This window comes from Ancylobacter koreensis (assembly GCF_023016525.1).
Classification (GTDB): Bacteria; Pseudomonadota; Alphaproteobacteria; order Rhizobiales; family Xanthobacteraceae; genus Ancylobacter; species Ancylobacter koreensis.
This window is the reverse complement of record NZ_JALKCG010000003.1, coordinates 156750-177936: the sequence shown is the minus strand read 5'-3', so window position 1 is coordinate 177936 and position 21187 is coordinate 156750. Positions and strand designations below refer to the sequence as shown.

Below are 21187 nucleotides of genomic sequence, written 5' to 3'. Positions count from 1 at the left end.
TGCGGGAACCGGATCATATCCCGTTCGGGTGATCCGGCACCGAAGACGCTGCGTAGAGACTAGCCAAGGTGGCGTCTTCGCTCCACCGCAGAGGAAGCCTCACATCATGTCCGTTATGCAGAGCTTCAAGCCGGGCGCAACACGACGTATCGCCGTCATCGGAGCGGGCATCTCGGGCCTATCGGCCGCCTGGCTGCTCTCGCAGCGCCATCTGGTGTCGCTGTTCGAGGCGGATGACCGGCTGGGCGGTCACTCCAACACGGTGGATGCGGCCGGCCTCGCGGTGGATACCGGCTTCATCGTCTACAACGAGAAGACCTATCCCAACCTCACCGCGCTGTTCGACCATCTCGGCGTCGCGACGCGCGAGACGGACATGTCGTTCGGTGTGTCGCTCGACGGCGGGCGGCTCGAATATTCAGGCTCGGACCTGCGCGGCCTGTTCGCGCAGCCGCGCAACCTCGTTTCGCCGCGCTTCGCCTCTATGCTGAAGGACCTTCTGCGCTTCTACCGCAACGCGCCGCGCGACCTCGCAAGGCTCGGCCTCGACAGCCTCGACAGCTATCTCGACGCCGAAAGCTATGGCGAGCCCTTCCGGCAGGATCATCTCTATCCGATGGCAGCGGCGATCTGGTCGACGCCGGCGACGGATGTCGGGCGCTACCCGGCCGCCGCCTTCGTGCGCTTCTGCGAGAATCACGGCCTGCTGCAGATCTCCGACCGCCCGGCGTGGCGGACGGTGACCGGCGGCAGCCGGCGCTATGTCGAGGCGCTGCGCCGGCGTTTTCATGGCCGGATCGTTTCCGGCTGCCGCGTGCGCGCCGTCCGACGGTTTGACGGCGGCGTCACGGTGGTGGCGAGCGATGGCGTGGAGCATCTGTTCGACGAGGTGGTCGTCGCCACCCATGCCGATCAGGCGCTGGCGCTGCTGGAACAGCCGACAGCGGCCGAGCGCGAGCTGCTCGGTGCCTTCCTCTACAGCCGAAACGAAGCGGTGCTGCATAGCGATGACCGCCTGATGCCGCGCCGGCGCGCCGCGTGGTCGGCCTGGAACTACCTCGCGGACCGGCGCGACGAGCCTCGCCTGTGCGTCACCTACTGGATGAACCGGCTGCAGCACCTGCCCGAAGACAGACCGCTTTTCGTCACCCTCAATCCGGTCGTGCCGCCGGCGGCCGAAAGCGTTCATTATCGCGCCACCTACGAGCACCCGACCTTCGACGGCCGCGCCATGGCGGCACAGAAGCGGCTGTGGTCGCTGCAGGGGCAGGGCGGCGTCTGGTATTGCGGCGCCTATTTCGGCGCCGGTTTCCATGAGGACGGGCTGCAGGCGGGGTTGGCCGTGGCGGAAGAACTCGGCGGGGTGCGCCGCCCCTGGCGGGTGGCCGACGAATCCGGCCGCATCGCGCTTTCGACCGCCGGCACCGTCCCGCGCCAGACCGAGCGCGTGCGATGACGTGCGGCTCGTCGGCGCTCTATGTCGGCTCGGTGATCCATGTGCGGCTGAAGCCGCACCGGCGGCGGCTGTCCTACCGGCTGTTCTCGCTGCTGGTCGATCTCGACGAGCTCGGCGCGCTCGACCGCCGGCTGCGGCTGTTCTCGCTCAACCGCTTCAACGTCCTGAGCCTGCACGAGCGCGACCATGGCGCGGGTGAGCCGGGCCCGCTGAAGGCCTATGTCGAGCGCCAGCTCGCCGCCGCCGGCCTCGCGCCCGATGGCGGGGCGGTGCGGCTGCTCACCATGCCGCGCGTTCTCGGCTACGCCTTCAACCCGCTCAGCGTCTATTTCTGCCACCGGCGCGACGGTTCGCTGCTGGCAATTCTCTACGAGGTGAACAACACCTTCGGGCAACGCCATTCCTACCTGATACCGGTCGAGTCCGGCCAGAGCGCGCCCTACCGCCAGACGGCGAACAAGCGCTTCTATGTCTCGCCCTTCATGGACATGGACCTCGTCTATTCGTTCCGGGTGGACCCGCCGGGGGAGGGGCTGCGCATCGCCATCCTCGCCCGCGACGGTGACGGGCCCGTGCTCAGCGCCGTGCAGTCCGCGCGGCGCCGGCCGCTGACCGATGGCGGCATCGCCCGCGTGCTCGTCACCCACCCGATGCTGACGCTGAAGGTCATCGCCGGCATTCACTGGGAGGCGCTCTGGATCTGGGCGAAGGGCATCGGCCTGCGCCCACGCCCGCCGGCACCGGAAAGCCCGGTCTCCGTCTTGCCCCCGCATCGTTCCTGAGGACAGATTCCGATGCCTATCGACGCCGATCGTCTCACCGAGCTTCCCCGCGACATCGACGCCGCCGATGCTCCCCGTCGGAGCCTGCGGGAGGCGACGCTGGCGCGGCTGCTCGGCCAGCTCTCCATGGGCCGGCTGACCGTCGTGACGCCGGAAGGCCGCCGCGTGTCGGCGCGCGGCACCGCGGCGGGACCGGAGGCGACGCTTGTGCTGCATCGCTGGCGCGCCCTGCGCCGGCTCATCGTCGGCGGCGACCTCGCTTTCTCAGAGGCCTTCATCGACGGCGACTGGTCGAGCCCGGACCTGCCGGCGCTCATTGAGCTCGCCGCGCACAACCTGCCGCAGCTCTCTGCCCGCTTCGCCGCCCTGCCGCCGGTGCGCGCCTGGAACCGGCTGCGCCACGCGCTGCGGCGCAATTCGCGCACAGGCAGCCGGCGCAACATCTCGTTCCACTACGATCTTGGCAACGAGTTCTACCGGCACTGGCTGGATGAGACGATGAGCTACTCCTCCGCCATCGCCATCGCGCCCGGCCAGAGCCTCGAGAACGCGCAGGCCGAGCGCATGGAACACATCCTCGACCGGCTGGACCTCGTGCACGGCGACCGGGTGCTGGAGATCGGCTGCGGCTGGGGCGCGCTGGCCGGGGCGATGGCGCGGCGCGGCGCGCAGGTGACGGGCCTCACCCTGTCGCGCGAGCAACTCGCCTACGCGCAGGCGAGCCTCGCGGCGGACCCGGCGCTGGCGGCGCGCGTCGACCTGCGCCTGCAGGACTATCGCGACGTCGACGGGCAGTATGAGCGCATCGTCTCCATCGAGATGCTGGAGGCGGTGGGCGAGGCTTATTGGCCGGTCTATTTCGCCAAACTGCGCGAATGCCTCGCGCCCGGCGGCGTCGCGCTGCTGCAGGTGATCACCATCGCCGAGGACCGCTTCGAGGGCTACCGGCGCAACACCGACTTCATCCAGCGCCACATCTTTCCCGGCGGCATGCTGCCCACCCGCACCCATATCGCCGAACAGGCGAGGGCCGCCGGGCTGGAGCTGGCCGACGCCGCGCATTTCGGCGCCGGCTACGCGCAGACGCTTGCGGAATGGCGCCGGCGCTATAATGCCGCGCGCGCACGGATCGAGCCGCTCGGTTTCGGGGCCGACTTCCACCGGCTGTGGAACTATTACCTCGCCTATTGCGAGGGCGGCTTCCGCGCCGGCGCCATCGACGTCGGCCTCTACCGGCTGCGCGGCTAGCACCGGACGGCGGGAATAGGGAACTTGCCACGCGTCCATTCGTCGGCTATCGTCGACATATGGACTCAGAACAGGCCATCCTCGCCTTCGCCGCGCTCGCCCAGTCGACGCGCCTCGACGTGTTCCGTCTGCTGGTCGAGCAGGAGCCGCACGGCCTGCCGGCCGGCGAGGTCGCGCGCCGGCTGGCGGTGCCGCACAACACCATGTCGACGCATCTGGCAGTGCTCGCGCGCACCGGCCTCATTGCATCGGAACGGCAGAGCCGCGCCATCATCTATCGCGCGAACCTGCCGGAGGTGGGCGAACTGGCGCGTTTTCTCCTGCAGAACTGCTGCGGCGGCCGGCCCGAGGTCTGCGCGCCTCTGATCGCCGAACTGTCGCCCTGCTGCCCTCCAGCAACGTCGTGCGAGCCTGTCCATGATTGACACGATCGGCTCCGGCCGCGTCTACAACGTGCTGTTCCTCTGCACCGGTAACTCAGCCCGTTCGATCCTCGCCGAGAGCATTCTGACGAGGCTTGGCACGGGCCGGTTCCGCGCCTTCTCGGCCGGTAGCCAGCCGAGGGGCGAGGTGCATCCGCTCGCCCTCAAGACGCTGGCGAGCCTCGGCTATCCCTCGGAAGGTTTCCGCTCCAAATCCTGGAGCGAGTTCGCCACGCCGGACGCGCCGGTGATGGATTTCGTGTTCACCGTCTGCGACGCCGCCGCCGGCGAGACTTGCCCGATCTGGCCGGGCCAGCCGATGACCGCCCATTGGGGCATAGAGGATCCAGCGGCGGTGGCCGGCATGGACATCCAGAAAGAAGCCGCCTTCGCCGACGCGTTCCATTATCTGAAGAACCGGATCGCCGTCTTCACCGCTCTGCCGCTGCGCAGCCTCGACGGCGTGGCGCTCAGCACGAAGCTGCGGGCGATCGGCCAACTCGACGGCGCCAGCCTGCGCCGCCCGGACGTCGCGTGAGCGCCATGGATGTCGTCGTCTATCACAACCCCGATTGCGGCACCTCGCGCAACACGCTGGCGCTGCTGCGCCACGCCGGCATCGAGCCGCATGTGGTCGAGTACCTGAAATCCCCGCCGGCGCCGGCGCTGCTGCTTCAACTTGCGCAGCGCATGGGCTGGCCGCTGCGCGACCTGCTGCGCGAACGCGGCACGCCCTTTGCTGAACTCGGGCTTGGCGGGGCAGGGGTGGACGACGCGGCGCGCCTCGCCGCCATCGCGGCGCACCCCATCCTGCTCAACCGGCCCATCGTCGTAACGCCGCTCGGCGTGAAGCTGTGCCGCCCGGCCGAGACCATGCTGGACCTTCTGCCCATCATCCCGAGCGCCGATCTCGACCGCGACGATGGCAGCCCCTTCCTGCGGGACGAACAGGTGGCGGCGGGCGATCCGCGCCTCGCGCGGGCGCTGCGGGAAGCCGGCCTGCCGACGCAGGACCTGCGCGGCTCCAGCGGCCGGTTCTTCAGCTACCGCACGCTCGGCGGCACGCTGGTCGGCTATGGCGGCTTCGAGCTTGACGGCGAGGAGGTGCTGCTGCGCTCCATCCTCGTAAAGGAGGGCCTGCGGGGCAGGGGCGCGGGGCGCAACCTCGCTTTGCTGCTGATGAGTCGCGCCTTCGATGCCGGCGGCCGGCGGGCCTGGCTGTTCACGACCTCGGCGACGGCATTCTTCGAGCGGCTCGGCTTCACCCCGACCCACCGCGAGTCCGCCCCGCCCGCCATAGCGAATTCGGCGCAGGCGCTCGCACTCTGTCCCGCTTCCGCGTCGCTGTTTACCCGTCGCATCGCGCTCTGAAGGTCCTCATGACGACATTCGAACGCTATCTCACCGTCTGGGTTGCGCTCTGCATCGTCGCCGGCATAGGTCTGGGCCACCTGTTTCCGCATGTGTTCGCAGCGGTGGGGGCGGCGGAGGTCGCCCGCGTCAACCTGCCGGTGGCGGCCCTCATCTGGCTGATGATCGTGCCCATGCTGCTGCGCATCGACTTCTCGGCGCTCGGGCAGGTCGCCCAACACTGGCGCGGCATCGGCGTGACGCTGTTCGTCAACTGGGCGGTGAAGCCGTTCTCCATGGCGGCGCTGGGGTGGCTTTTCATCGGCTGGCTGTTCCGGCCCTATCTGCCGGCCGACCAGATCGACAGCTACATTGCCGGCCTCATCATCCTCGCCGCCGCGCCCTGCACCGCGATGGTGTTCGTCTGGTCGAACCTGACGCGGGGCGAGCCGCATTTCACGCTCTCGCAGGTGGCGCTGAACGACGCCATCATGGTGTTCGCCTTCGCGCCGTTGGTCGGCCTGCTGCTCGGCCTCTCCGCCATCACCGTGCCGTGGGACACGCTGCTGCTCTCGGTCGTGCTCTACATCCTCGTGCCGGTGATCCTCGCGCAGGCTTTGCGCCATCGCCTTCTGGCGCGCGGCGGGGAGGCGGCGCTGGCGAGCCTGCTCGCCCGGCTCCAGCCGCTTTCGCTGGCCGCGCTGCTGGCGACGCTGGTGCTGCTGTTCGGCTTCCAGGGCGGCCAGATCCTGGCGCAGCCGCTGGTGATCGCCCTGCTGGCGGTGCCGATCCTCATACAGGTCTATTTCAACGCGGGGCTCGCCTATCTCCTCAACCGCCTCAGCGGCGAGCAGCACTGCGTCGCCGGCCCCTCGGCGCTGATCGGCGCGTCCAATTTCTTCGAGCTGGCGGTGGCGGCGGCGATCAGCCTGTTCGGCCTGCAATCGGGCGCGGCACTCGCCACCGTGGTCGGCGTGCTGATCGAGGTGCCCGTCATGCTGACCGTGGTGTGGATCGTGAACCGCTCGAAGGACTGGTACGAGCGCCGCCCTGCCGCCGAGCGCGCCGCTCCGCTACCGTGACGCGGCCGGTCGCTGGAGCGGCCGCGCGGCGAACGCCGCCCTCACCCCCGCTCACCAAACCCGCTTGCCAAACCCGCCGAGTTTCGAAACAAGGGCACCAGCCGGAAGGGTGGCCGAGTGGTTTAAGGCAGCGGTCTTGAAAACCGCCGTGGGTGCAAGCCCACCGTGGGTTCGAATCCCACCCCTTCCGCCAGAATTGCTTCGATATCCTTTTGATGTCCAACACGAATTTCGACCGAACGAAACTATTCCCTATTTGTTCCACCGGCAGAGCGAACGTCCGCTGGTGAGGTCCGCCAGCAGCCGCTCCACGGCGCCCGCGTCGGATTTCGGCACGGCGATCGACAGAACCGCGCCGCTGTCCGTGAAGACGTCGACCTCCACCTTCACGCCGGCCAGCGCGCCGAGCCGGGCCTGCACCAGCGTCAGATCGCCGAAGTCGCATGCGACCGTGCCGGAGACGGTCTCGACGAGCGCCACCTTCTCCGCCTCGCGCAGGCAGAGCGCCGCCGTGCCGCCATAGGCGCGGATCAGGCCGCCGCTCCCCAGAAGGATGCCGCCGAACCAGCGCGTCACGACCACGGCGACGCCATCGAGGCCCTGTCCGTCGATGGCGGCGAGGATCGGCGTGCCGGCGGTTCCGCCGGGCTCCCCGTCATCGTTGAAGCGGTAGCTCTGGCCCACGCGCCACGCCCAGCAATTATGATTGGCGGCCGGGTCGGACTGCGCGGCGATGAACGCCTTCGCTGCTGCCTCGTCCGCGACGGGACCAGCGGCCGCACGGAAGCGGCTCTTCCGGATCTCCTGCTGGTGCAGGCTGCGATCCACGAGGGTAAGGCGCGCGGCCATGTCTTCACGCCACTCCGCGCTCGTGCCCGATGGAGGGCCAGCAGGCCGCAGCTATGCCGGGAGGACGACGACCTTGGTCTTCACCGGCGTGCGGTCGTAGAGGTCGATCATGTCCTGGCTCAGCAAGCCGACGCAGCCGCTGGTGATGCCCGAACCGATGGTCGACGGGTCGCTGGTCGCATAGATGGTGTAGAGCGTGTAGACGCCGTTCTGGTAGAGATGCAGCGTGCGCGCGCCGAGCGGATTGTCGAGGCCGCCGGGCATGCCGCGCGCATATTTCGCCGCCTCGGGCTGGCGCTTGATCATCTCCTTGGGCGGCGTCCACGTTGCCCATTCGCTCTTGCGCCCGACATAGGCGTCGCCGCTCCACCGGAACCCGTCGCGCCCGACATTCGCGCCATAGCGCGTGGCGTTTCCGTCGCCCTCGATCCGGTAGACATAGTAGTTGGCGGGATCGACAATGATCGTGCCGGGCGCTTCGTCCGTCTCGTAGCGCACCGTCCGGCGGTAATATTTCCGGTCCACCTTGGTCACGTCCACCGCCGGGATCGGGAACTTCTCGTCGGGGAGGGGCCCATAGACTTTCTGGGCCTCGGTCAGACTCATGCCGTCCGGCGTCGCGCAGCCCGCGAGCCCCAGCGTGCCGAGCCCGAGGGCCGAGCCGACCAGAAACGATCGGCGGTCGAGGAGTCCCGCCTGCCGCCCGGACGCGGCGCGCCCGTCCAACGGGCCGGCTTCAGCATTACCGCGGTCCACGATCATGATTTTCCACGCCTTGCTCTCCGACCAGATTGCGATCCGTCAGCCACCCGCCCAGCGTCCCCGAGTGCTGAAATACCCCGTGCCCGGCGCGGCTGGCAAGCGCCCCGCAGCGGACGCCTTCCACCGTCGTGCGGCCAAGCGCAGGAAAACTTAGCACATCAGCGAAGTTTTCGCTTGTCTCGCCAGCGCGCCGGATATTAGTTAGCGACATGGCTAAGCATGATCCCGCGCTCTCGCAGCTCTTCCACGCCCTGTCCGACCCGACGCGCCGTGCGATCCTGACGCGGCTGGCGGAAGGCCCCGCGCGGGTGACGGAACTGTCGGAACCCACGGGCCTGCGCCTGCCGACGGTCATGCGGCATCTGTCGGTGCTGGAGGAGGTCGGGCTGATCGCCACCGCGAAGGATGGCCGGGTGCGCACCTGTGCCATCGTGCCCGAGGCTCTGGCGCCGGCGCGGACCTGGCTCGACGAGCAGCGCTCCCTCTGGGAGGCCCGGCTCGGCCGACTGGAAGCCATGGCGATGAAAGCGATGAAGGAGCGCGACCGATGACATCGAACACCAACCCGGCGACGGCGGGCGAGGCCGTGCAGAGCCGCTTCGCGACGCTGACCTTCGAGAAGGAAGTGGCCGTGCCACTGTCCGTGCTGTGGCAGGTCTGGACCGCTCCCGCCGCGCGGGCGGTGTGGTCGGCGCCCAGCCCTTCGGTCACGGTCGAGTTTCTGGAGGCCGACACACGGGTGGGTGGGCGCGAGGTCTCGCTCTGCAAGGTCGCCGGCGCGCCCGACATGCGCTGCGAGTGCGGCTGGCTCGACCTCGTGCCGGAGGAGCGCAGCGTGAACTACGAGGTTGTCTCATCAGCGAGCGTCACCCGGTCGGCGGCGCTGGTGACAGCCGATCTCTCCGGCACGGATGAGCGGAGCCGTCTGGTGGTGACGGTACAGATCTCTTCGCTGGGCGAGGATATGGCGGATGGCTATCGCGAGGGCTTCGGCGCGGGTCTGGACAATCTCGCCGGCGCCGCGCGGCGGACCATGGTGCTGCAACGGGTGATACGCGCGCCCCGCGCCCTCGTGTGGGACACATGGATGAACCCGCAGACGCTGCCGCAATGGTGGGGACCGGAGGGCTATAGCTGCCGAACGACAAGGATCGACCTGCGCAGCGGCGGCGAGTGGGTTTTCGACATGATCGGCCCCGATGGCACGGTGTTTCCGAACCATCATCGCTACACTGAGGTCCGGTCCGGTGAGAGGATCGGCTACGCGCTGCTGTGGGGGGAGAACGGACCGAAGCACGCGGATGCCTGGGCCTCGTTCGAGGACGAGGGCGAGGCGACGAAGGTGACGCTCGGCATGGTGTTCAGCACCGAGGCCGAGTTTCAGAACGCCAAGGGGTTCGGCGCTGTCGAACTGGGCCAGCAGACGCTGGGCAAGCTGGAGCGCTTCGCCCTGTCGCGATGAGGTGCGGCGGGCCGATCAGGGGGCGAGCGGCGCCATCATCCGGGGCCCGGCCGGCACCATCACCTGCGCGTCGCACGCCGGCGGAGAGGCCCGCAGCTCCGCGATGCACAGGCTGTCATCGGCCCAGCTGGCGACGACGAGGCGGCCCGAGGCGGTGATGAGGGCGCCTTCGGGATATTCGCCCACCTTCATGCCGGCGACGACCTGCCGCGACGCACGGTCGAGCACAGCGACCTTGCCGCTCTGCTGGCTGGTGACCGCCACCCGCGCGCCGTCACCCGTCACCGCCACGCCGTAGGGCATCAGGCCGATGCGGATACGCGCGGCTTCCCGGTCCGTCGCCGTGTCGATGATCGACAGCTCGTTGCTCTGCACATTGGCGACATAGAGCTCGCGCCCGTCCGGCGACAGCGCGAGGGCGAAGGGGGCGCGGCCGGTGGCGACGGTCGCCACGCGCCGCAGGGTCGCGATATCGACCACGCTGACCTGATCGCTCTCGCGGTCTGCGACATAGGCGCGGCCCGCGCTTTCGTCGACCACGAGCCCAGCCGGCGACTTGCCGACGGCGACCCGCCCGGTCTCGCGGCCGGTGGCGGCATTGACCCGGATCAGCGCATCGTCGCTCCAGTCGCTGACGAGAAGGGTTCGTCCGCCTTCGATCACGGTAATGCCGAAGGGTTCCTTGCCCACGGAAAAGCTCGCTTCCACGCGGCGCCCGGCGACGTCGATGCGGCTGACGAGGCCGAGGTCGGGATGCGTCACGTAGAGACGGCGCCCGGCGGGGTCGGCGGCGATGGCGGCGGGCACACGCGGAACGTTGATGGCCGCGAGCACGCTGGCCGCGACGGCATCCACGAGCGTGACGACGCCGGCCTGCTGCGAGACGACGGCGACAACATCCGTCTCATATGCCCAGCCGGGCGCAAAACCGCCGCAGAGCAGAACACCCGCGAGCAGAACGGCACGCCGCGCCAGCCGCTGACGGAGCGCCACGCTCATTTGCCGGCCGCCTTCGCCTTCAGCCCTGCGAGGCCCTGCTTGATGAAGTCGGTCATCGCGGCGATGGCGGCGGCGTCGTTCAGTTCCTCTGGCGGCTCGTTGGTGGTGTCGGCGCGGTAGAAGCGCGCGCTCCAGGTCACCTCGCTGCCGGCGCCCGTCGGCTTCACCTCGATGGTGGCGGTGTAGAAGCTGACTGGGATCGCCTCCACATTCTCCTTCAGCAGGCGGTAGGAGATGCGGCGCGCGCCGGGGTCCACCTCATCCAGCCCTTCGGTGACGTCACCTTTGGCGAGGGTCAGGGTGCGCTCGCCACCGGCGGCATCGCCACCGGTCACCGCGACCTTCTTCACCAGCGGGTGCCAGTCGCCGATGGAGCCGAAAGCGGACACCAGCTTCCACACCTGATCGGCCGGCGCCTCGATGACGATCGTCTCATCCGCCCGCTGCGGCGTGGGGCCGTGCGCGGCGGCGGGGAGCAGGCAGGAGAGGAGGCTCGCGAGCAGCAGGCCGGAAGCGATCAGCAGGCGTCGAAGCATGGTCTCGGTTTCCTTATCGGGCAGGAAGCCGCTCGGGCCGGCGGCCTGAGAAGGCGCCGATGCCGAACAGCAGGGAGAGGCAGACGAGAGCGAGGGCCGCCGGCACGGCGGAGGTGTCGACGCGGGTCTCGACCGGGCGCACGCGGGTGTCGGCCTCCACGGCGGCGAGAAAGCCGGAGGCCGGGGTGAGCGGCGCGAAGCCGAGCCCGACCTGCGCGGCGAGCGCGCGCAGATGCCCCTCGCGCATGGCGCTGAGATGCTCGGTGCCGCTCGCCGGCTCGCCGCCCCACGGGGCATTGCGCGGGTTCCAGCCGGCCCGCGAGGGCGCGTCCTCCGGCGGCGGCCCGAGGCGGTTCTCCTGCGGCACGTCCGTTTCGTCGTAGAAGCCGGTCTCGCGCCCGTCGGCGTCGAATTTCGGGATCGGCGCGGGATCGAGACCGCCCACGCCGACGAGGAGGCCCGCCACCTTGCCGGACTCGCCCTCGAAGGCGGGCAGGGCACCGCCGGCAAGCGGGGGCGCCTCATGGCCGTCGGTCATGAAGATCAGATCGGCGCCGAGGTCGGCCGCGAGAGCGAGCGCCGAATGCACGCCGCGCGCGACATAGCTGTCGCCCTCCCACGCCATGCGCCAGTCGAGCGCGGCGACGGCGCCGTCCATGGCAGCGAAGTTCTCGCACAGCTCCGCCGGCTCGAAGAGCAGGAAGCTGCGCCGCTCGGTGAAGATGCCGAGCCCGACCCGGGAGCCGCAGGGCAGGGCGGCGAGCAGGTCGCGCGCGCCTTGCCGGGCGGCGGCAAGCCGCGTCGCCGGGTGGCCCTCGACGGGCGCGTCGCGCACATTCATGCTGCCGGTGACGTCCACCACGAGCAGGATGTCGCGCGCCGGGCGGGTGACAGCGACACGCGGGGCGACGAGCGCCGCCAGCACCGCGAGCATTGCCGTGGTGAGCAGCCAGAAGCGCCAGTCGCGGGCGGGGATCAGCGGCCCGCCGGCATCCTCGGCAATCGCCTGCACCGCCGCCCGCCTCATGGCAGTCCCTGCGGAATGCCAGGCAGATCGGTCCAGAGCTTCTTCGCCGCCTCGGGCGGCATCTCCTCGCCCTCGATGTCGAGCTGGGGGAAATCGCGCACCAGCCGCATGGCGATGTCGAGATTGTACTTCGCGTCCCAGAAACCGGGGTCGAGCACCAACGCGCGGCGATAGCCTTCCTTGGCGAGCCGGACGAGCGGCACCGCCGGGTCGATCCGGTTCGAGCCGAGATGGTCGAGGGCGAGACGCAGCCGGGCATTCGCCATGTCGTAGAGCGCGGCGACGGCGATGCGCCGATCGGGCCCGGCGGCGAGGCGGTTGGCGAGCGGCTGCGCCTCGTCGAGCCGGTCGCGCGTCGACAGGAAATGCAACCGTGCAAAGGTGAGGGCAGGCGGGTCATCGGCACCGGTCGCGAGGTCGTGGCCAGCGGCCAGCGAGGCGATCAGCGCGTTGTCGTGGCGCGCGACGAGGAGGCGCGTTCCGAACCAGCCGGCTACGACAAGGCTTGCCGCGAGGATCGCTGCGGCGGCGAGAATGACAAGACGCTCTGTCCTCATGCCACCCTCCTGCGCGGCGCGTCGTCACGAACCGCGCGTGCCGATGCTGCCATTCCAGCGGTGCTCCCCGCCGGCGCGAGCCGGCGCTCGACGAGCTTGGCCGCCATCAGCAGCGCCAGCGCACCGCCCGCCACGGCGAATGCCGGCCGCGCGAAATCGCGGCGCGGGATGCGCTCGACATAGCGGATCGGCCGCGTCTCCTGCCGGTCGATCTCGGCGATGGCGTCCGCAACCGCCTGCGGGCTGGTCGCCTCGAAGGCGCGGTAGGGCACGCCGAGCGTCTGCAGGAACAGGTGCAGATGCCGCTCAGGGTTGGCCTGCGGCGTATCCTCCCCGGGTGGCGGCACCTCGAAGATTCCCTTGGCGCCGCGCGAGCGCAGGAACAGCCAGTAGAGATGCACCGGCGTGCGGGCGGCCGCGTCGCGAAGCGCGTCCTGCACCCGCCGGTCGACCAGTGCCGCCCCGTCCGAGACCAGCAGCACAGCGCGGGAGGTTTCGTCGATGTCGCCCGCGAAATAGGAGAAGGCCAGCGCAAGCCCGCGCCCGACATCGGTGAAGGCGAGGCCCGGCCGGTCGATGGCGCGGATCGCCGCCTCTACCACCGCGTGATGGTCGGTCAGCGGCAGCACCGGCATGGGCGAGGTCGAGAAGGCGGCCACCGCGATGCGGTCATGCGGCCGGCGGCCGACGAATTCCGTCAGCAGACGGCGGGCGGCGGCGGATTTCGATTCCTGGTCGCCGGTCGGGGCGCGGTCGGCGAAGCTGTTGTCCATGCTCGACGAGCGGTCCAGCAGCAGCACCAGATGCGCGCCGGTGCCCTCGCGCTCGATGCCCTGTTCGCGCCGGTGAAGACCGGCAAGGCCCAGCACCAAGGCCAGCACCGCGATGGCTCCCGTCACGCGCAGCGCTGCCGCGAGACCGCGCGAGAGCGGATCGGCCGGCACCAGTTCCAGCGCCGGCAGGCCGCGACGGCGGAAGATGCCCGCCACGAGCGGCAGCAGAGCGAGGGCGGCGAGCGCGAGCACGGCCGGGTGGTCGACGCCCCAGTCGTGCGTCAGCGCGTCGAGCAGGCCGGGCCCGTTCATGCGCTCCCCCGCTCCACCGCCCGCAGGCGCCGCGACAGGGCGACGAGTTCGGCCGGCGGCAATTCGCGGCGGGCGCCATCGAAATCGTCGCCGAAGAAGGCGCGACGCGACGCCTCGAACAGCCGGGCCACCTCCGCCTCCACGGCGCGGAAGGCGGGATGCGCGGTGAAGAAATCGGGCAGGTCCTCGGCGAACACGCCTTTGCCGGCGGTGGCATCGAAGGCCCGGTGCAGGACGCGCAGCGCGCCGCCATAGGCCGCCGGCGACCCCTCCAGCCCCGGCGGCATGGCCCGCGCCGCCCGCGCGAAGGGACGGCCGGCGCGCCGGCCGAAGGGCCCCCAGCCCATCTGCCAGGCGAGGGCAAGCAGAGCGGCGAGCGCGAGGCCGAGTGCGGCGATGAGCCGGCGAAAGGTCTCTCCTGTCGGGATCGGCATGGGCGGGATGTCCGGCCTCAGCGCCATGGCCGGGCCGGGTCCGGTGGCGACGATCTCGCGCAGCGGCGACATCAGGAACGACCAGCCGGGCACCTCCACCGCCACCCGCCGCCCGTCCGCCACCGCCGACAGCGACAGGCCCGGCAGCGCCATCCGGCGCGGCTCTAGCGGCGCGTAGAAGGTCTGGTAGACGAGATCGAGCGTGTAATGGCGGACACCCTCACGCTCACCCCTGTCGACCAGCCGAACGTCGCGCAGGTCGAGCCAGTAGTCGAGCGCGCGCGGCGTCGGCAGCGTGGCGGCATCCAGCGTGAATGGAGCGTCCAGAACAATGTCGGCGCTGAGCGACAGCGTGTCGCCGATGACGTAGCCGAAGGCGCGCGGCGCGTAGAGCTCGACGCTCCGTACCTGGGCGCCGGCCGGAAGAGGCACCAGCAGGAGCGCAACGGCGAGAAGGCCGGCGAACGCCCGGAGACTCATTCACCCCTCCATCAGCCGTTCGGTCAGCGCGTCGGTATCGAGCGCGTCGGCGAGCGGAACCGGGCGCAGCCCGCGCCGCGCGAAGAGGTCGGCGAGCGCCGCGCGCCGGGCGCGGGCGGCGGCAATCCAGCGGGCGCGGAAACCGGGCCGCAGGAAGACGAGGCGGGCGCGGCCGGTTTCGAGGTCGCCAAGCTCGATCAGCCCCCAGCGCGGCAGACGCTCTTCCACCGCGCCGTCGCTGAGCACGACCGGCACCACGTCGTGCCGCCACAGCGCGTCGAGCAGGCGCTCGGTCGTCTCAAGCGGCATCAGGAAATCGGAGACGAGGAAAACGAGCGAACGGCGTCCCGGCAGGCGCGCGGCGGCCTCCATCAGGCCATCGGCACCCGTGCCGCCGGGGCGGGCGGCCAGCAGGCGCTCGCGCACTTCCTCCTCCAGCCCGCGCCGGCGGGCGAGGGGGAGCGTCACCTCCTCGCGTAGCCGCGCGTCGGCGCCGTACAGGGCGAAGCTGTCGCCCGCCCGCACCGCCGACAGCGCCAGCAGCGCGCACAGATCCGCCACCCGCCCCGCCACGGCGCCGCCGAAGCGCATGGAGCCAGACAGGTCGACCAGAACCGCCACCGGCACCGTCCGGCGTGGCGCGAACTGGCGCACATGGAGCTCGCCGAAGGGATCGCGCAGCGAGATACGCAGATCGATCCGGCGGGGGTCCGGTTGGCGCAGCAGCGGCACATGACGGCGGAACTGGCCTTCCGCCCCCTCGCCATGGCCGGGATGCGCGCCGGGAACGATGCCCTCCGGCCGCCAGCGCAGCCGGTAGGGGATCGGCTGACGGTCCGGAGGCGGGGGACCGGCGGGCTCCGTCATGGCGCCGGCACCTTTTCGAACACGCCGGCCATGAGGGCGCCGACGATGCGCTCGCGGCGCAACTCGTAGACCGGGTCGATGAAGATGCGGTGCGCCATCACCTCGGGAAACACGGCGCGCAGATCCTCCGGCACCACCATGTCGCGCCCTTCGAGGAAGGCGCGCACGCGGGCGGCGCGAACGAGATAGCTGACACCGCGCGGGCTGGCACCGCCCTGCACCAGCCGGCCGGTGTCGACGCCCTCTATGTCGATGCCGAGCGAGGCGGGCGCGCGCAGGCCCGCCCACAGCGCGAGCGTATAGTCCTCAAGCGCCGGGCTGGTGCGCACGCCGATCTGGATCGCCCGCGCCACCATGCCGAGCGCCTGCGGATCGAGCACGCCGGGCTCGACCTCCATCAGCAGCGCGTCGACGTCGTGGAAGCGCGGATCGAAGACAAGCGCGCGGCGCGCCTCACTTTCCGCCGGCATGGCGACCTGCACCTCCATGAGGAAGCGGTCGCGCGCGGCGGCAGGCAGCTCGAAGGTCTCCTCGCGCTCGACCCGGTTGCGGTCGGCGAAGACCTGCACATGGGGGAAATGGTACTCGCGGTTGAAGGCGGAGACCGAGCGCTCCGCCATCAGGCGCAGCAGCAGCGAGTGCACCTGCGGGCGGGCGCGGTTGATCTCGTTGAAGAAGAAGATGGCGAGTTCCTCGCCCTGCCGCAGCAGCGGGCCGGGGTCGATGCGCGGGCGCCCGTCCTCGCCCAGATGCGCGTGATAGATCAGATCGGCCGGCATCAGGTCGATGGTGCCCTCGATGCGCTCGAAGGCGCCACCGATGGCGCGGGCCATGGCCCGCAGCAGCGTCGTCTTGCCGACGCCCACATCGCCTTCCAGCAGCACATGGCCGCGCGCGAAGGTGGCGATGGTCAGCAGCCGGATGACGCGCTCCTGCCCCAGTACCACCTTGCCGATCTCGCGCTCGAAGCGCAGGGCCTGGGCTCGCCAGTCGGAGAGGGCGAGATCGGTGTCGCGCGCGAGATGCATGCGGTGTCCCTTGCCTGATGTGCGCTTAGCCGGGCGGCCGTTGCGGCCGATGCCCGGAAAGGGCGCGGCCCGCGCCCGGAGGGAGCACCTCCGGGGCGCCGGCCGCGCCAGTTGCCCACAAACCGGACGGCTAGCCCGGAGGATCGCGGGGCGGACAGGAGAATGTCGTCCGCCCGCAAGTGGGTTCGTGAAAGGGGTGGGTTCCGGATGCCCGGCCTTCCCCGCGCCCGCCCGCAGGGGGCCGCGCGCGGGGGCCGGCGGAACCGTCAGTTGGCGGCGGGGATCTTGCTCACGTCGTAGACGAACGTGCCGGTCTTCTTGAAGTTGGCGACGCGCTGGGCGTTGCGCGCCTCCATGGCCTTGATCGACTCCGACTGCTTGTTGATCTCCTTGGGGTCGTGCTTGGGGTCGTATTTGGAGCCGGCGACCTTGTCGGGATAGCCGGGCTTGGGCTCCCAGCAATTGCCGGGGGCCTTGCAGTTGGTGCCGTCATAGGCGCTGGCGCCACCGATCATGGCGAGGCCGAGAGCCCCCGCGCCGGCGAGAGCGAGAGCGGTCTTCAGGCTGCGGTCGATCATGCTCATCTTGCGTCTCCTCGTCGTTTCCACCCGTCTTCGGCCGGTGCGGTTCAGCCCGCCGGCCCGCCGCAAGCCTCGGGCAGCTCTTCGGCTGGCTCGATGTGCTTGGCGTTCGCATCGAAGGGCGTGAAGGCGGCGCGCTGGCTGTCGTTCAGCCACACCGCTCCCTTCGGATCGTCCTTGTAGAGATGGCGGACCCAGGACATGACGAGCAGCATCTCGTTCATGTTGAGTGCGCCGTACATCGGACCCATCTGGCCGTTGGCACCGCCGAAGATGGTCTCGAACAGGCCCTGGTCGGTCTCGTTCTTCGGATAGGTCCAGTAGGAATCGTTGAGGCCCGGGCCGATCTTCCCCTCGGCGTAGTGCCCGTGGCAGCCCGAGCACATCGAAAGGAACAGCTCGTGCGCCTTGGGCAGGCAGACCGGATCTTCGTTGTAGATGTTCCGGCCGGTCTCGAGGAACGTCTTCACCGCCTTGGTGTCGCGCCCTTCCTCCGGCGCTTCCGCGAGGTCGAGCGGCTGGCCGGTGACGGTGTTGGTCAGCATGATGGCCGCACGGGCACCGAGCCCTGCAGCGCCGGCCCCGAGGACGCCGGCCAGCAGCAGGGCGGCGGCTTTCCTGGTGAGAATCGTCTTCGTCATCGAACCCTGTTCACATCGCGAGGTCGGGAGCGGTGCCGGCGGCAGGGGCGCGCCGGCGGTCCGCGTCGGGGATCGGCAGCCGGCTCATGTGTTGGGGTCGAGCAGCGGAATGCCTTCCTGCGTCAGGATCTGCTCGATCTGCACCTTCGCCTTGTCGAGCGCGGCGTTGATCTCGTCGCGCAGCGCCGGGTCGTTCTTGCGTACGCCGACGGCTTGGTCGTAGTGCATGGGGATCGGCTGGTCGTTCGGCCGGTCGATGTCCTTGCTGATCACCGTCATGCGCAGCGGCGTCGAGGAGGACTTCACGTAGCGCGCGACTTCGGGCGCGAAGGCGATGCCGACATCGGCCTCGCCATTCGCCACCTCGGTGACGATACGGTCGCCGGGCACCTGCACCCACTGGTTGCGGCGCGACTTGAAATTGACCAGAGAGTACATGTAGGCGGCATTGTCCTCGAAGCGGCCGATGCGCTTGAGCATGGTCTCGGCCGGCGAGTAGAAGCGCACCGCGAAGCGGGTCTGGTCCTTGACCGACTGGTCCTCCCAGTCGCCGGTGGTGATGTTGCGGTCGGCCTTGGTCACCAGCACGTAGCCCGTGCGGTAATAGGGCTTGGAGGTGAGCAGGCGGTCGTCGCCGACATCCACGCCCATCACGACGTCGCAGTTGTTCTTGTCGAGCTGGTCGCGCACCAGATAGATACCCGGCTGGTCGGTACGCACGAAGACCGGCTTGCGGCCCATGGCCTGCGCCAGCACCGTGGCGATGCGGTCCTCGAAGCCGGTGGAATCGGCGGCCGAGAAAGGCGCCTCGACATTGGAAGCGCAGATGCGCAGCGCGTTCGGGTTGCGACCACCGGCCTTGTCGGCCTCGACCGTCGCGGCATGGGCGAGGGAGCCGAGGCCGAGCACGAGCGCGGACAGCGCGAGGCCGGCGAAAAGGCCGGAGCGGCGTGCCGCGGACCGGCTCGTGTAATGCGCCTTCGGCGACTGGACGTTCGGCGACTGGACGTTCGGCGACTGGACGTTCGACATGGGATCCTCCTGGACCGGAAGACACCGGACCGCGTGGGGCCGGGCGGGAGATGAGGTCGGGGAAGCGGCGGCGCCGCGGCGCCGTCGTCGTCGATTTCGGTGACGGGACCGCCCGCCGCGTCAGGAGGGGCGCGGCGGGCGGCTGTCAGCCGGGCGGTGGTCAGCCGCCGCCCTGGATCACGTTGGTCGAGTACTCGCCAACGTTCGGGTCGCTGTAGGGGCCGTCGCCATTGAGCGAGAACACCATCACGCCGCCACCCATCTGGGTGTAGTGCTGGAGCTGCTTGAAGGCACCCACCGAGCCGAGGCCGGCGGTCGGGTCGTTGAGATCGAACACCAGGCCGACACCCGGCCAGCCACCGACGCCGTAATAGATGGCGACGTACTGCTTGCCGTTATGGGTGTAGGTCATCGGGTGGCCGATGACGCCGGAGGGAAGCTTGAACTTCCACAGCAGCTCGCCGGTGTCGCTGTCGCGCGCCTTGATGAAGCCGTCCAGCGTCCCGTAGAACATCACGCCGCCGGCGGTGGCGAGCGTGCCGCCCCAGGCCGCGAAGCGCTCCATCACCTGCCACTTGAACTTGTTGTTGATGGCGTCATAGGCCTTCACCTGACCGAGACCCTCATAGGTCTGGCGGTCGCCCTTCGGGCCCGGATACATCCACAGGGTCGCGCCGACGAAGAACTGGCCGGCACGGTAGGGAAGCATGAAGGGCTCCCAGTCCATGCAGATGTGGTTGATGCCCATGAAGAAGGACTTGCGCTGCGGGTCGTAGCTGTCGTGGCCCTGGTTGTGGTAGCCCATGGCCGACGGGCAGATGTCACGGCCCTTATGGTCCATGCGGGTCCCGTATTCCGGGTCACGCTGGGGCAGGCCGGACTTCAGGTCGACCTTTTTCACCCAGTTGACCGTGTCGTCGATCTTGTCGGCCGAGACGAGGTCGCCGTTCTCGCGATCGAGCGTGTAGACGATGCCGTTACGGTCGGGATGGGTCAGAAGCTTGCGCATCTTCCCTTCCTTGTCCTGCTGCTCGGAGAGCATCATGACGTTGACGCCGGCATAGTCCCATTCGTCATGCGGGGTCTTCTGGTAGCCGAACTTGGCGTTACCCGTGTCGATGTCGCGGCCCCAGATGGTCATGGTCCACTTGTTGTCGCCCGGGCGCATCGTCTCGTTCCACGGCGCCGGGTTGCCCGAGCCGTAGTAGAACAGGTTGGTGCCGGGGTCGAAGGCGTACCAGCCCCAGTTGGTGCCGCCGCCGATCTTCCAGGCTTCGCCTTCCCACGTCGCCTTGCCGAGACCCTTCTGGCCATATTGCGGGTTGGCGCTGTTGAAGTCGTCGGCGAGGCGCACTTCCTCGTCCGGGCCGGTGGCATAGGCGCGCCACTTCTGCTCGCCGGAGGAGATGTCATAGGCGGTGACGTAGCCGCGCACGCCCAGCTCGGCACCCGAGGAGCCGATCAGCACCGTGTCCTTGACCACGTAGGGAGCGATGGTGAGCGTCGAGCCGACCTTGATGTCGGAGTTCTCAAGCTTCCAGTATTCCTCGCCGCTCTTGGCGTTGAGGGCGACGACGTGGCCGTCGAGCTGGGTCTTGATGATCAGCGGGCCGACCGTGCCGTTGCCGGGCCAGTAGGCGAGGCCGCGGTTCACCACGTCGCAGCAGGCCACCGCGCGGGCGGTCGGGTTCTGCTTCGGCTTGTGCTGCCACAGGATCTTGCCGGGATCGTCCAGCCCGACCGCGAAGGTCGTGTTGGGATACGGCGAGTGGATGTACATCACGCCGTCGACGACGAGGGGCGTGCCCTCGTGGCCGCTGAGAACGCCCGTGGAGAAGGACCAGGCCGGACGCAGCTGCTTGACGTTCTGCTTCGTGATCTGGTCGGCTTCGCTGTAGTTGTTGGCGCTGTAGTTCTTGCCGGTCATCGGCCAGTTGTCGGTGCTCTTCGACAGCTCGACGAGCTTGTCGTTGGCAAGCGCCGGCGCGGTGGCGCCGAGGCCTGCCAGGGTCGCCACGGCGGCGGCGACGGTGAGCGCAGACACCGAAGTGTGCAGTCGGCTCATTGGACGTTCCTCGCGTTTCCTAATCCCAGGACGTTCCACGTCGTCCCCCGGCGTCACACCGCAGGAGGCGCGGACTTCTTCGTTCTTCCCGTGACCCTTCACCGGGGAATGGCGTCGCCGATGGCTTTATTTGGGTTCGCCGAGAAGATTTCTTATGTTTCTTTAAGACTGTAGTTATTTGCGCGAATATTGTTCGCTTCACATACAGGATATGTCTGTAGGCAAGATGGAAATTATGGTCGGGAACTTTTCCCCGTCGGACGAGAGAAGTCGCGGACGGCGCCCGGAAACCTTGTCATGCGAGACTAAAACTGGTTTCCTGTCAGCGTGTTGATGGGCGTCGCGCGCCTGTTCGACCCGCGCCGGGTGCGGGGCGGCCAGCGTCATGCTCCCGCTTCGACACATGGAAGCGCCGACGCGGCGCAAGCATTATAAGAAGCTC

The 21187-nt window shown here is 69.4% G+C and carries 23 protein-coding genes and 1 tRNA gene; 10 read left to right on the top strand and 14 right to left on the bottom strand.

The features are described from left to right. Window positions 1–106: 106 nt before the first annotated feature. From MWN33_RS10800 to MWN33_RS10765, 8 genes are all read left to right on the top strand, one after another. The gene (locus MWN33_RS10800) at window positions 107–1456 is read left to right on the top strand and encodes an NAD(P)/FAD-dependent oxidoreductase (protein WP_247200506.1); all 1350 of its coding nucleotides are present in this window, start codon (window positions 107–109) and stop codon (window positions 1454–1456) included. Beyond that, the gene (locus tag MWN33_RS10795; RefSeq protein WP_247200505.1) at window positions 1453–2238 is read left to right on the top strand and encodes a DUF1365 domain-containing protein; all 786 of its coding nucleotides are present in this window, start codon (window positions 1453–1455) and stop codon (window positions 2236–2238) included. Before MWN33_RS10800 ends, MWN33_RS10795 begins: the two co-directional genes overlap by 4 nt. A 12-nt stretch (window positions 2239–2250) precedes the next feature. Then, window positions 2251–3486 (top strand): SAM-dependent methyltransferase, encoded by a 1236-nt coding sequence (locus tag MWN33_RS10790; protein ID WP_247200504.1) that lies wholly within the window; start codon window positions 2251–2253, stop codon window positions 3484–3486. A gap of 59 nt (window positions 3487–3545) precedes the next feature. After that, a complete protein-coding gene (locus tag MWN33_RS10785) occupies window positions 3546–3911 on the top strand; it encodes an ArsR/SmtB family transcription factor (RefSeq protein ID WP_247200503.1) in 366 nt (121 codons plus the stop codon). Further along, the gene (locus MWN33_RS10780; protein WP_247200502.1) at window positions 3904–4446 is read left to right on the top strand and encodes an arsenate reductase ArsC; all 543 of its coding nucleotides are present in this window, start codon (window positions 3904–3906) and stop codon (window positions 4444–4446) included. The genes MWN33_RS10785 and MWN33_RS10780 overlap by 8 nt, the downstream gene beginning before the upstream one ends. A 5-nt stretch (window positions 4447–4451) precedes the next feature. Then, window positions 4452–5279: an arsenate reductase (glutaredoxin) gene (arsC, locus tag MWN33_RS10775; protein WP_247200785.1), complete on the top strand. Its 828-nt coding sequence runs from the start codon at window positions 4452–4454 to the stop codon at window positions 5277–5279. 8 nt (window positions 5280–5287) lie between these two features. Continuing rightward, a complete protein-coding gene (arsB, locus tag MWN33_RS10770; protein ID WP_247200501.1) occupies window positions 5288–6340 on the top strand; it encodes an ACR3 family arsenite efflux transporter in 1053 nt (350 codons plus the stop codon). A 103-nt stretch (window positions 6341–6443) separates the two neighbouring features. Then, window positions 6444–6533 (top strand) — tRNA-Ser (locus tag MWN33_RS10765). A 59-nt stretch (window positions 6534–6592) separates the two neighbouring features. On the opposite strand, the gene MWN33_RS10760 is transcribed toward MWN33_RS10765, so the two are convergent. Continuing rightward, window positions 6593–7189, bottom strand: a complete 597-nt coding sequence (locus MWN33_RS10760; RefSeq protein WP_247200500.1) for an IMPACT family protein — start codon at window positions 7187–7189, stop codon at window positions 6593–6595. 51 nt (window positions 7190–7240) lie between these two features. Further along, window positions 7241–7951: a L,D-transpeptidase gene (locus MWN33_RS10755; RefSeq protein ID WP_247200499.1), complete on the bottom strand. Its 711-nt coding sequence runs from the start codon at window positions 7949–7951 to the stop codon at window positions 7241–7243. Between the two features lie 209 nt (window positions 7952–8160). On the opposite strand from MWN33_RS10755, the gene MWN33_RS10750 reads away from it, so the two are divergent. Together MWN33_RS10750 and MWN33_RS10745 are read left to right on the top strand one after the other, a co-directional pair. Next, window positions 8161–8502: an ArsR/SmtB family transcription factor gene (locus MWN33_RS10750; protein ID WP_247200498.1), complete on the top strand. Its 342-nt coding sequence runs from the start codon at window positions 8161–8163 to the stop codon at window positions 8500–8502. Next, window positions 8499–9413, top strand: a complete 915-nt coding sequence (locus MWN33_RS10745) for an SRPBCC family protein (protein WP_247200497.1) — start codon at window positions 8499–8501, stop codon at window positions 9411–9413. Before MWN33_RS10750 ends, MWN33_RS10745 begins: the two co-directional genes overlap by 4 nt. Window positions 9414–9428: 15 nt before the next feature. Here MWN33_RS10745 and MWN33_RS10740 read toward each other — a convergent pair whose 3' ends face one another. The 12 genes from MWN33_RS10740 to MWN33_RS10685 form a co-directional block, all read right to left on the bottom strand. After that, window positions 9429–10412 (bottom strand): YncE family protein, encoded by a 984-nt coding sequence (locus MWN33_RS10740; protein ID WP_247200496.1) that lies wholly within the window; start codon window positions 10410–10412, stop codon window positions 9429–9431. Beyond that, window positions 10409–10948: an SRPBCC family protein gene (locus MWN33_RS10735; RefSeq protein ID WP_247200495.1), complete on the bottom strand. Its 540-nt coding sequence runs from the start codon at window positions 10946–10948 to the stop codon at window positions 10409–10411. The genes MWN33_RS10740 and MWN33_RS10735 overlap by 4 nt, the downstream gene beginning before the upstream one ends. 13 nt (window positions 10949–10961) lie before the next feature. Further along, window positions 10962–11975 carry a VWA domain-containing protein gene (locus tag MWN33_RS10730; RefSeq protein WP_247200494.1) on the bottom strand — a complete coding sequence of 338 codons (1014 nt, stop codon included), beginning with the start codon at window positions 11973–11975 and terminating at the stop codon, window positions 10962–10964. Next, the gene (locus MWN33_RS10725; RefSeq protein ID WP_247200493.1) at window positions 11972–12532 is read right to left on the bottom strand and encodes a hypothetical protein; all 561 of its coding nucleotides are present in this window, start codon (window positions 12530–12532) and stop codon (window positions 11972–11974) included. The genes MWN33_RS10730 and MWN33_RS10725 overlap by 4 nt, the downstream gene beginning before the upstream one ends. Beyond that, complete coding sequence (locus MWN33_RS10720) at window positions 12529–13617, bottom strand: vWA domain-containing protein (protein WP_247200492.1); 1089 nt, start codon at window positions 13615–13617, stop codon at window positions 12529–12531. The genes MWN33_RS10725 and MWN33_RS10720 overlap by 4 nt, the downstream gene beginning before the upstream one ends. Continuing rightward, on the bottom strand, window positions 13614–14531 hold the full coding sequence (locus MWN33_RS10715; RefSeq protein WP_247200491.1) for a nonribosomal peptide synthetase MxaA: 918 nt from the start codon (window positions 14529–14531) through the stop codon (window positions 13614–13616). Before MWN33_RS10715 ends, MWN33_RS10720 begins: the two co-directional genes overlap by 4 nt. After that, window positions 14532–15398: a DUF58 domain-containing protein gene (locus MWN33_RS10710; protein ID WP_247200490.1), complete on the bottom strand. Its 867-nt coding sequence runs from the start codon at window positions 15396–15398 to the stop codon at window positions 14532–14534. It lies immediately after the preceding gene. Beyond that, complete coding sequence (locus MWN33_RS10705) at window positions 15395–16426, bottom strand: AAA family ATPase (protein WP_247200489.1); 1032 nt, start codon at window positions 16424–16426, stop codon at window positions 15395–15397. Before MWN33_RS10705 ends, MWN33_RS10710 begins: the two co-directional genes overlap by 4 nt. Window positions 16427–16692: 266 nt before the next feature. Further along, window positions 16693–17010: a methanol dehydrogenase [cytochrome c] subunit gene (locus MWN33_RS10700; protein ID WP_425531991.1), complete on the bottom strand. Its 318-nt coding sequence runs from the start codon at window positions 17008–17010 to the stop codon at window positions 16693–16695. 44 nt (window positions 17011–17054) lie between these two features. Next, a complete protein-coding gene (gene moxG, locus MWN33_RS10695) occupies window positions 17055–17648 on the bottom strand; it encodes a cytochrome c(L), periplasmic (RefSeq protein ID WP_247200488.1) in 594 nt (197 codons plus the stop codon). A gap of 84 nt (window positions 17649–17732) precedes the next feature. Beyond that, window positions 17733–18680: a methanol oxidation system protein MoxJ gene (gene moxJ, locus MWN33_RS10690; protein WP_247200487.1), complete on the bottom strand. Its 948-nt coding sequence runs from the start codon at window positions 18678–18680 to the stop codon at window positions 17733–17735. Window positions 18681–18840: 160 nt separating this feature from the next. Next, entirely contained in the window at window positions 18841–20745 is a 1905-nt protein-coding gene (locus tag MWN33_RS10685) for a methanol/ethanol family PQQ-dependent dehydrogenase (protein WP_247200486.1), read from the bottom strand. Window positions 20746–21187 lie beyond the last annotated feature (442 nt).

Coding starts and splice junctions, on each gene's coding strand:
- MWN33_RS10800 (WP_247200506.1), top strand. CDS start 107: ATGTCCGTTATGCAGAGCTTCAAGCCGGGCGCAACACGACGTATCGCC.
- MWN33_RS10795 (WP_247200505.1), top strand. CDS start 1,453: ATGACGTGCGGCTCGTCGGCGCTCTATGTCGGCTCGGTGATCCATGTG.
- MWN33_RS10790 (WP_247200504.1), top strand. CDS start 2,251: ATGCCTATCGACGCCGATCGTCTCACCGAGCTTCCCCGCGACATCGAC.
- MWN33_RS10785 (WP_247200503.1), top strand. CDS start 3,546: ATGGACTCAGAACAGGCCATCCTCGCCTTCGCCGCGCTCGCCCAGTCG.
- MWN33_RS10780 (WP_247200502.1), top strand. CDS start 3,904: ATGATTGACACGATCGGCTCCGGCCGCGTCTACAACGTGCTGTTCCTC.
- arsC (WP_247200785.1), top strand. CDS start 4,452: ATGGATGTCGTCGTCTATCACAACCCCGATTGCGGCACCTCGCGCAAC.
- arsB (WP_247200501.1), top strand. CDS start 5,288: ATGACGACATTCGAACGCTATCTCACCGTCTGGGTTGCGCTCTGCATC.
- MWN33_RS10760 (WP_247200500.1), bottom strand. CDS start 7,189: ATGGCCGCGCGCCTTACCCTCGTGGATCGCAGCCTGCACCAGCAGGAG.
- MWN33_RS10755 (WP_247200499.1), bottom strand. CDS start 7,951: ATGATCGTGGACCGCGGTAATGCTGAAGCCGGCCCGTTGGACGGGCGC.
- MWN33_RS10750 (WP_247200498.1), top strand. CDS start 8,161: ATGGCTAAGCATGATCCCGCGCTCTCGCAGCTCTTCCACGCCCTGTCC.
- MWN33_RS10745 (WP_247200497.1), top strand. CDS start 8,499: ATGACATCGAACACCAACCCGGCGACGGCGGGCGAGGCCGTGCAGAGC.
- MWN33_RS10740 (WP_247200496.1), bottom strand. CDS start 10,412: ATGAGCGTGGCGCTCCGTCAGCGGCTGGCGCGGCGTGCCGTTCTGCTC.
- MWN33_RS10735 (WP_247200495.1), bottom strand. CDS start 10,948: ATGCTTCGACGCCTGCTGATCGCTTCCGGCCTGCTGCTCGCGAGCCTC.
- MWN33_RS10730 (WP_247200494.1), bottom strand. CDS start 11,975: ATGAGGCGGGCGGCGGTGCAGGCGATTGCCGAGGATGCCGGCGGGCCG.
- MWN33_RS10725 (WP_247200493.1), bottom strand. CDS start 12,532: ATGAGGACAGAGCGTCTTGTCATTCTCGCCGCCGCAGCGATCCTCGCG.
- MWN33_RS10720 (WP_247200492.1), bottom strand. CDS start 13,617: ATGAACGGGCCCGGCCTGCTCGACGCGCTGACGCACGACTGGGGCGTC.
- MWN33_RS10715 (WP_247200491.1), bottom strand. CDS start 14,531: ATGAGTCTCCGGGCGTTCGCCGGCCTTCTCGCCGTTGCGCTCCTGCTG.
- MWN33_RS10710 (WP_247200490.1), bottom strand. CDS start 15,398: ATGACGGAGCCCGCCGGTCCCCCGCCTCCGGACCGTCAGCCGATCCCC.
- MWN33_RS10705 (WP_247200489.1), bottom strand. CDS start 16,426: ATGCATCTCGCGCGCGACACCGATCTCGCCCTCTCCGACTGGCGAGCC.
- MWN33_RS10700 (WP_425531991.1), bottom strand. CDS start 17,010: ATGAGCATGATCGACCGCAGCCTGAAGACCGCTCTCGCTCTCGCCGGC.
- moxG (WP_247200488.1), bottom strand. CDS start 17,648: ATGACGAAGACGATTCTCACCAGGAAAGCCGCCGCCCTGCTGCTGGCC.
- moxJ (WP_247200487.1), bottom strand. CDS start 18,680: ATGTCGAACGTCCAGTCGCCGAACGTCCAGTCGCCGAACGTCCAGTCG.
- MWN33_RS10685 (WP_247200486.1), bottom strand. CDS start 20,745: ATGAGCCGACTGCACACTTCGGTGTCTGCGCTCACCGTCGCCGCCGCC.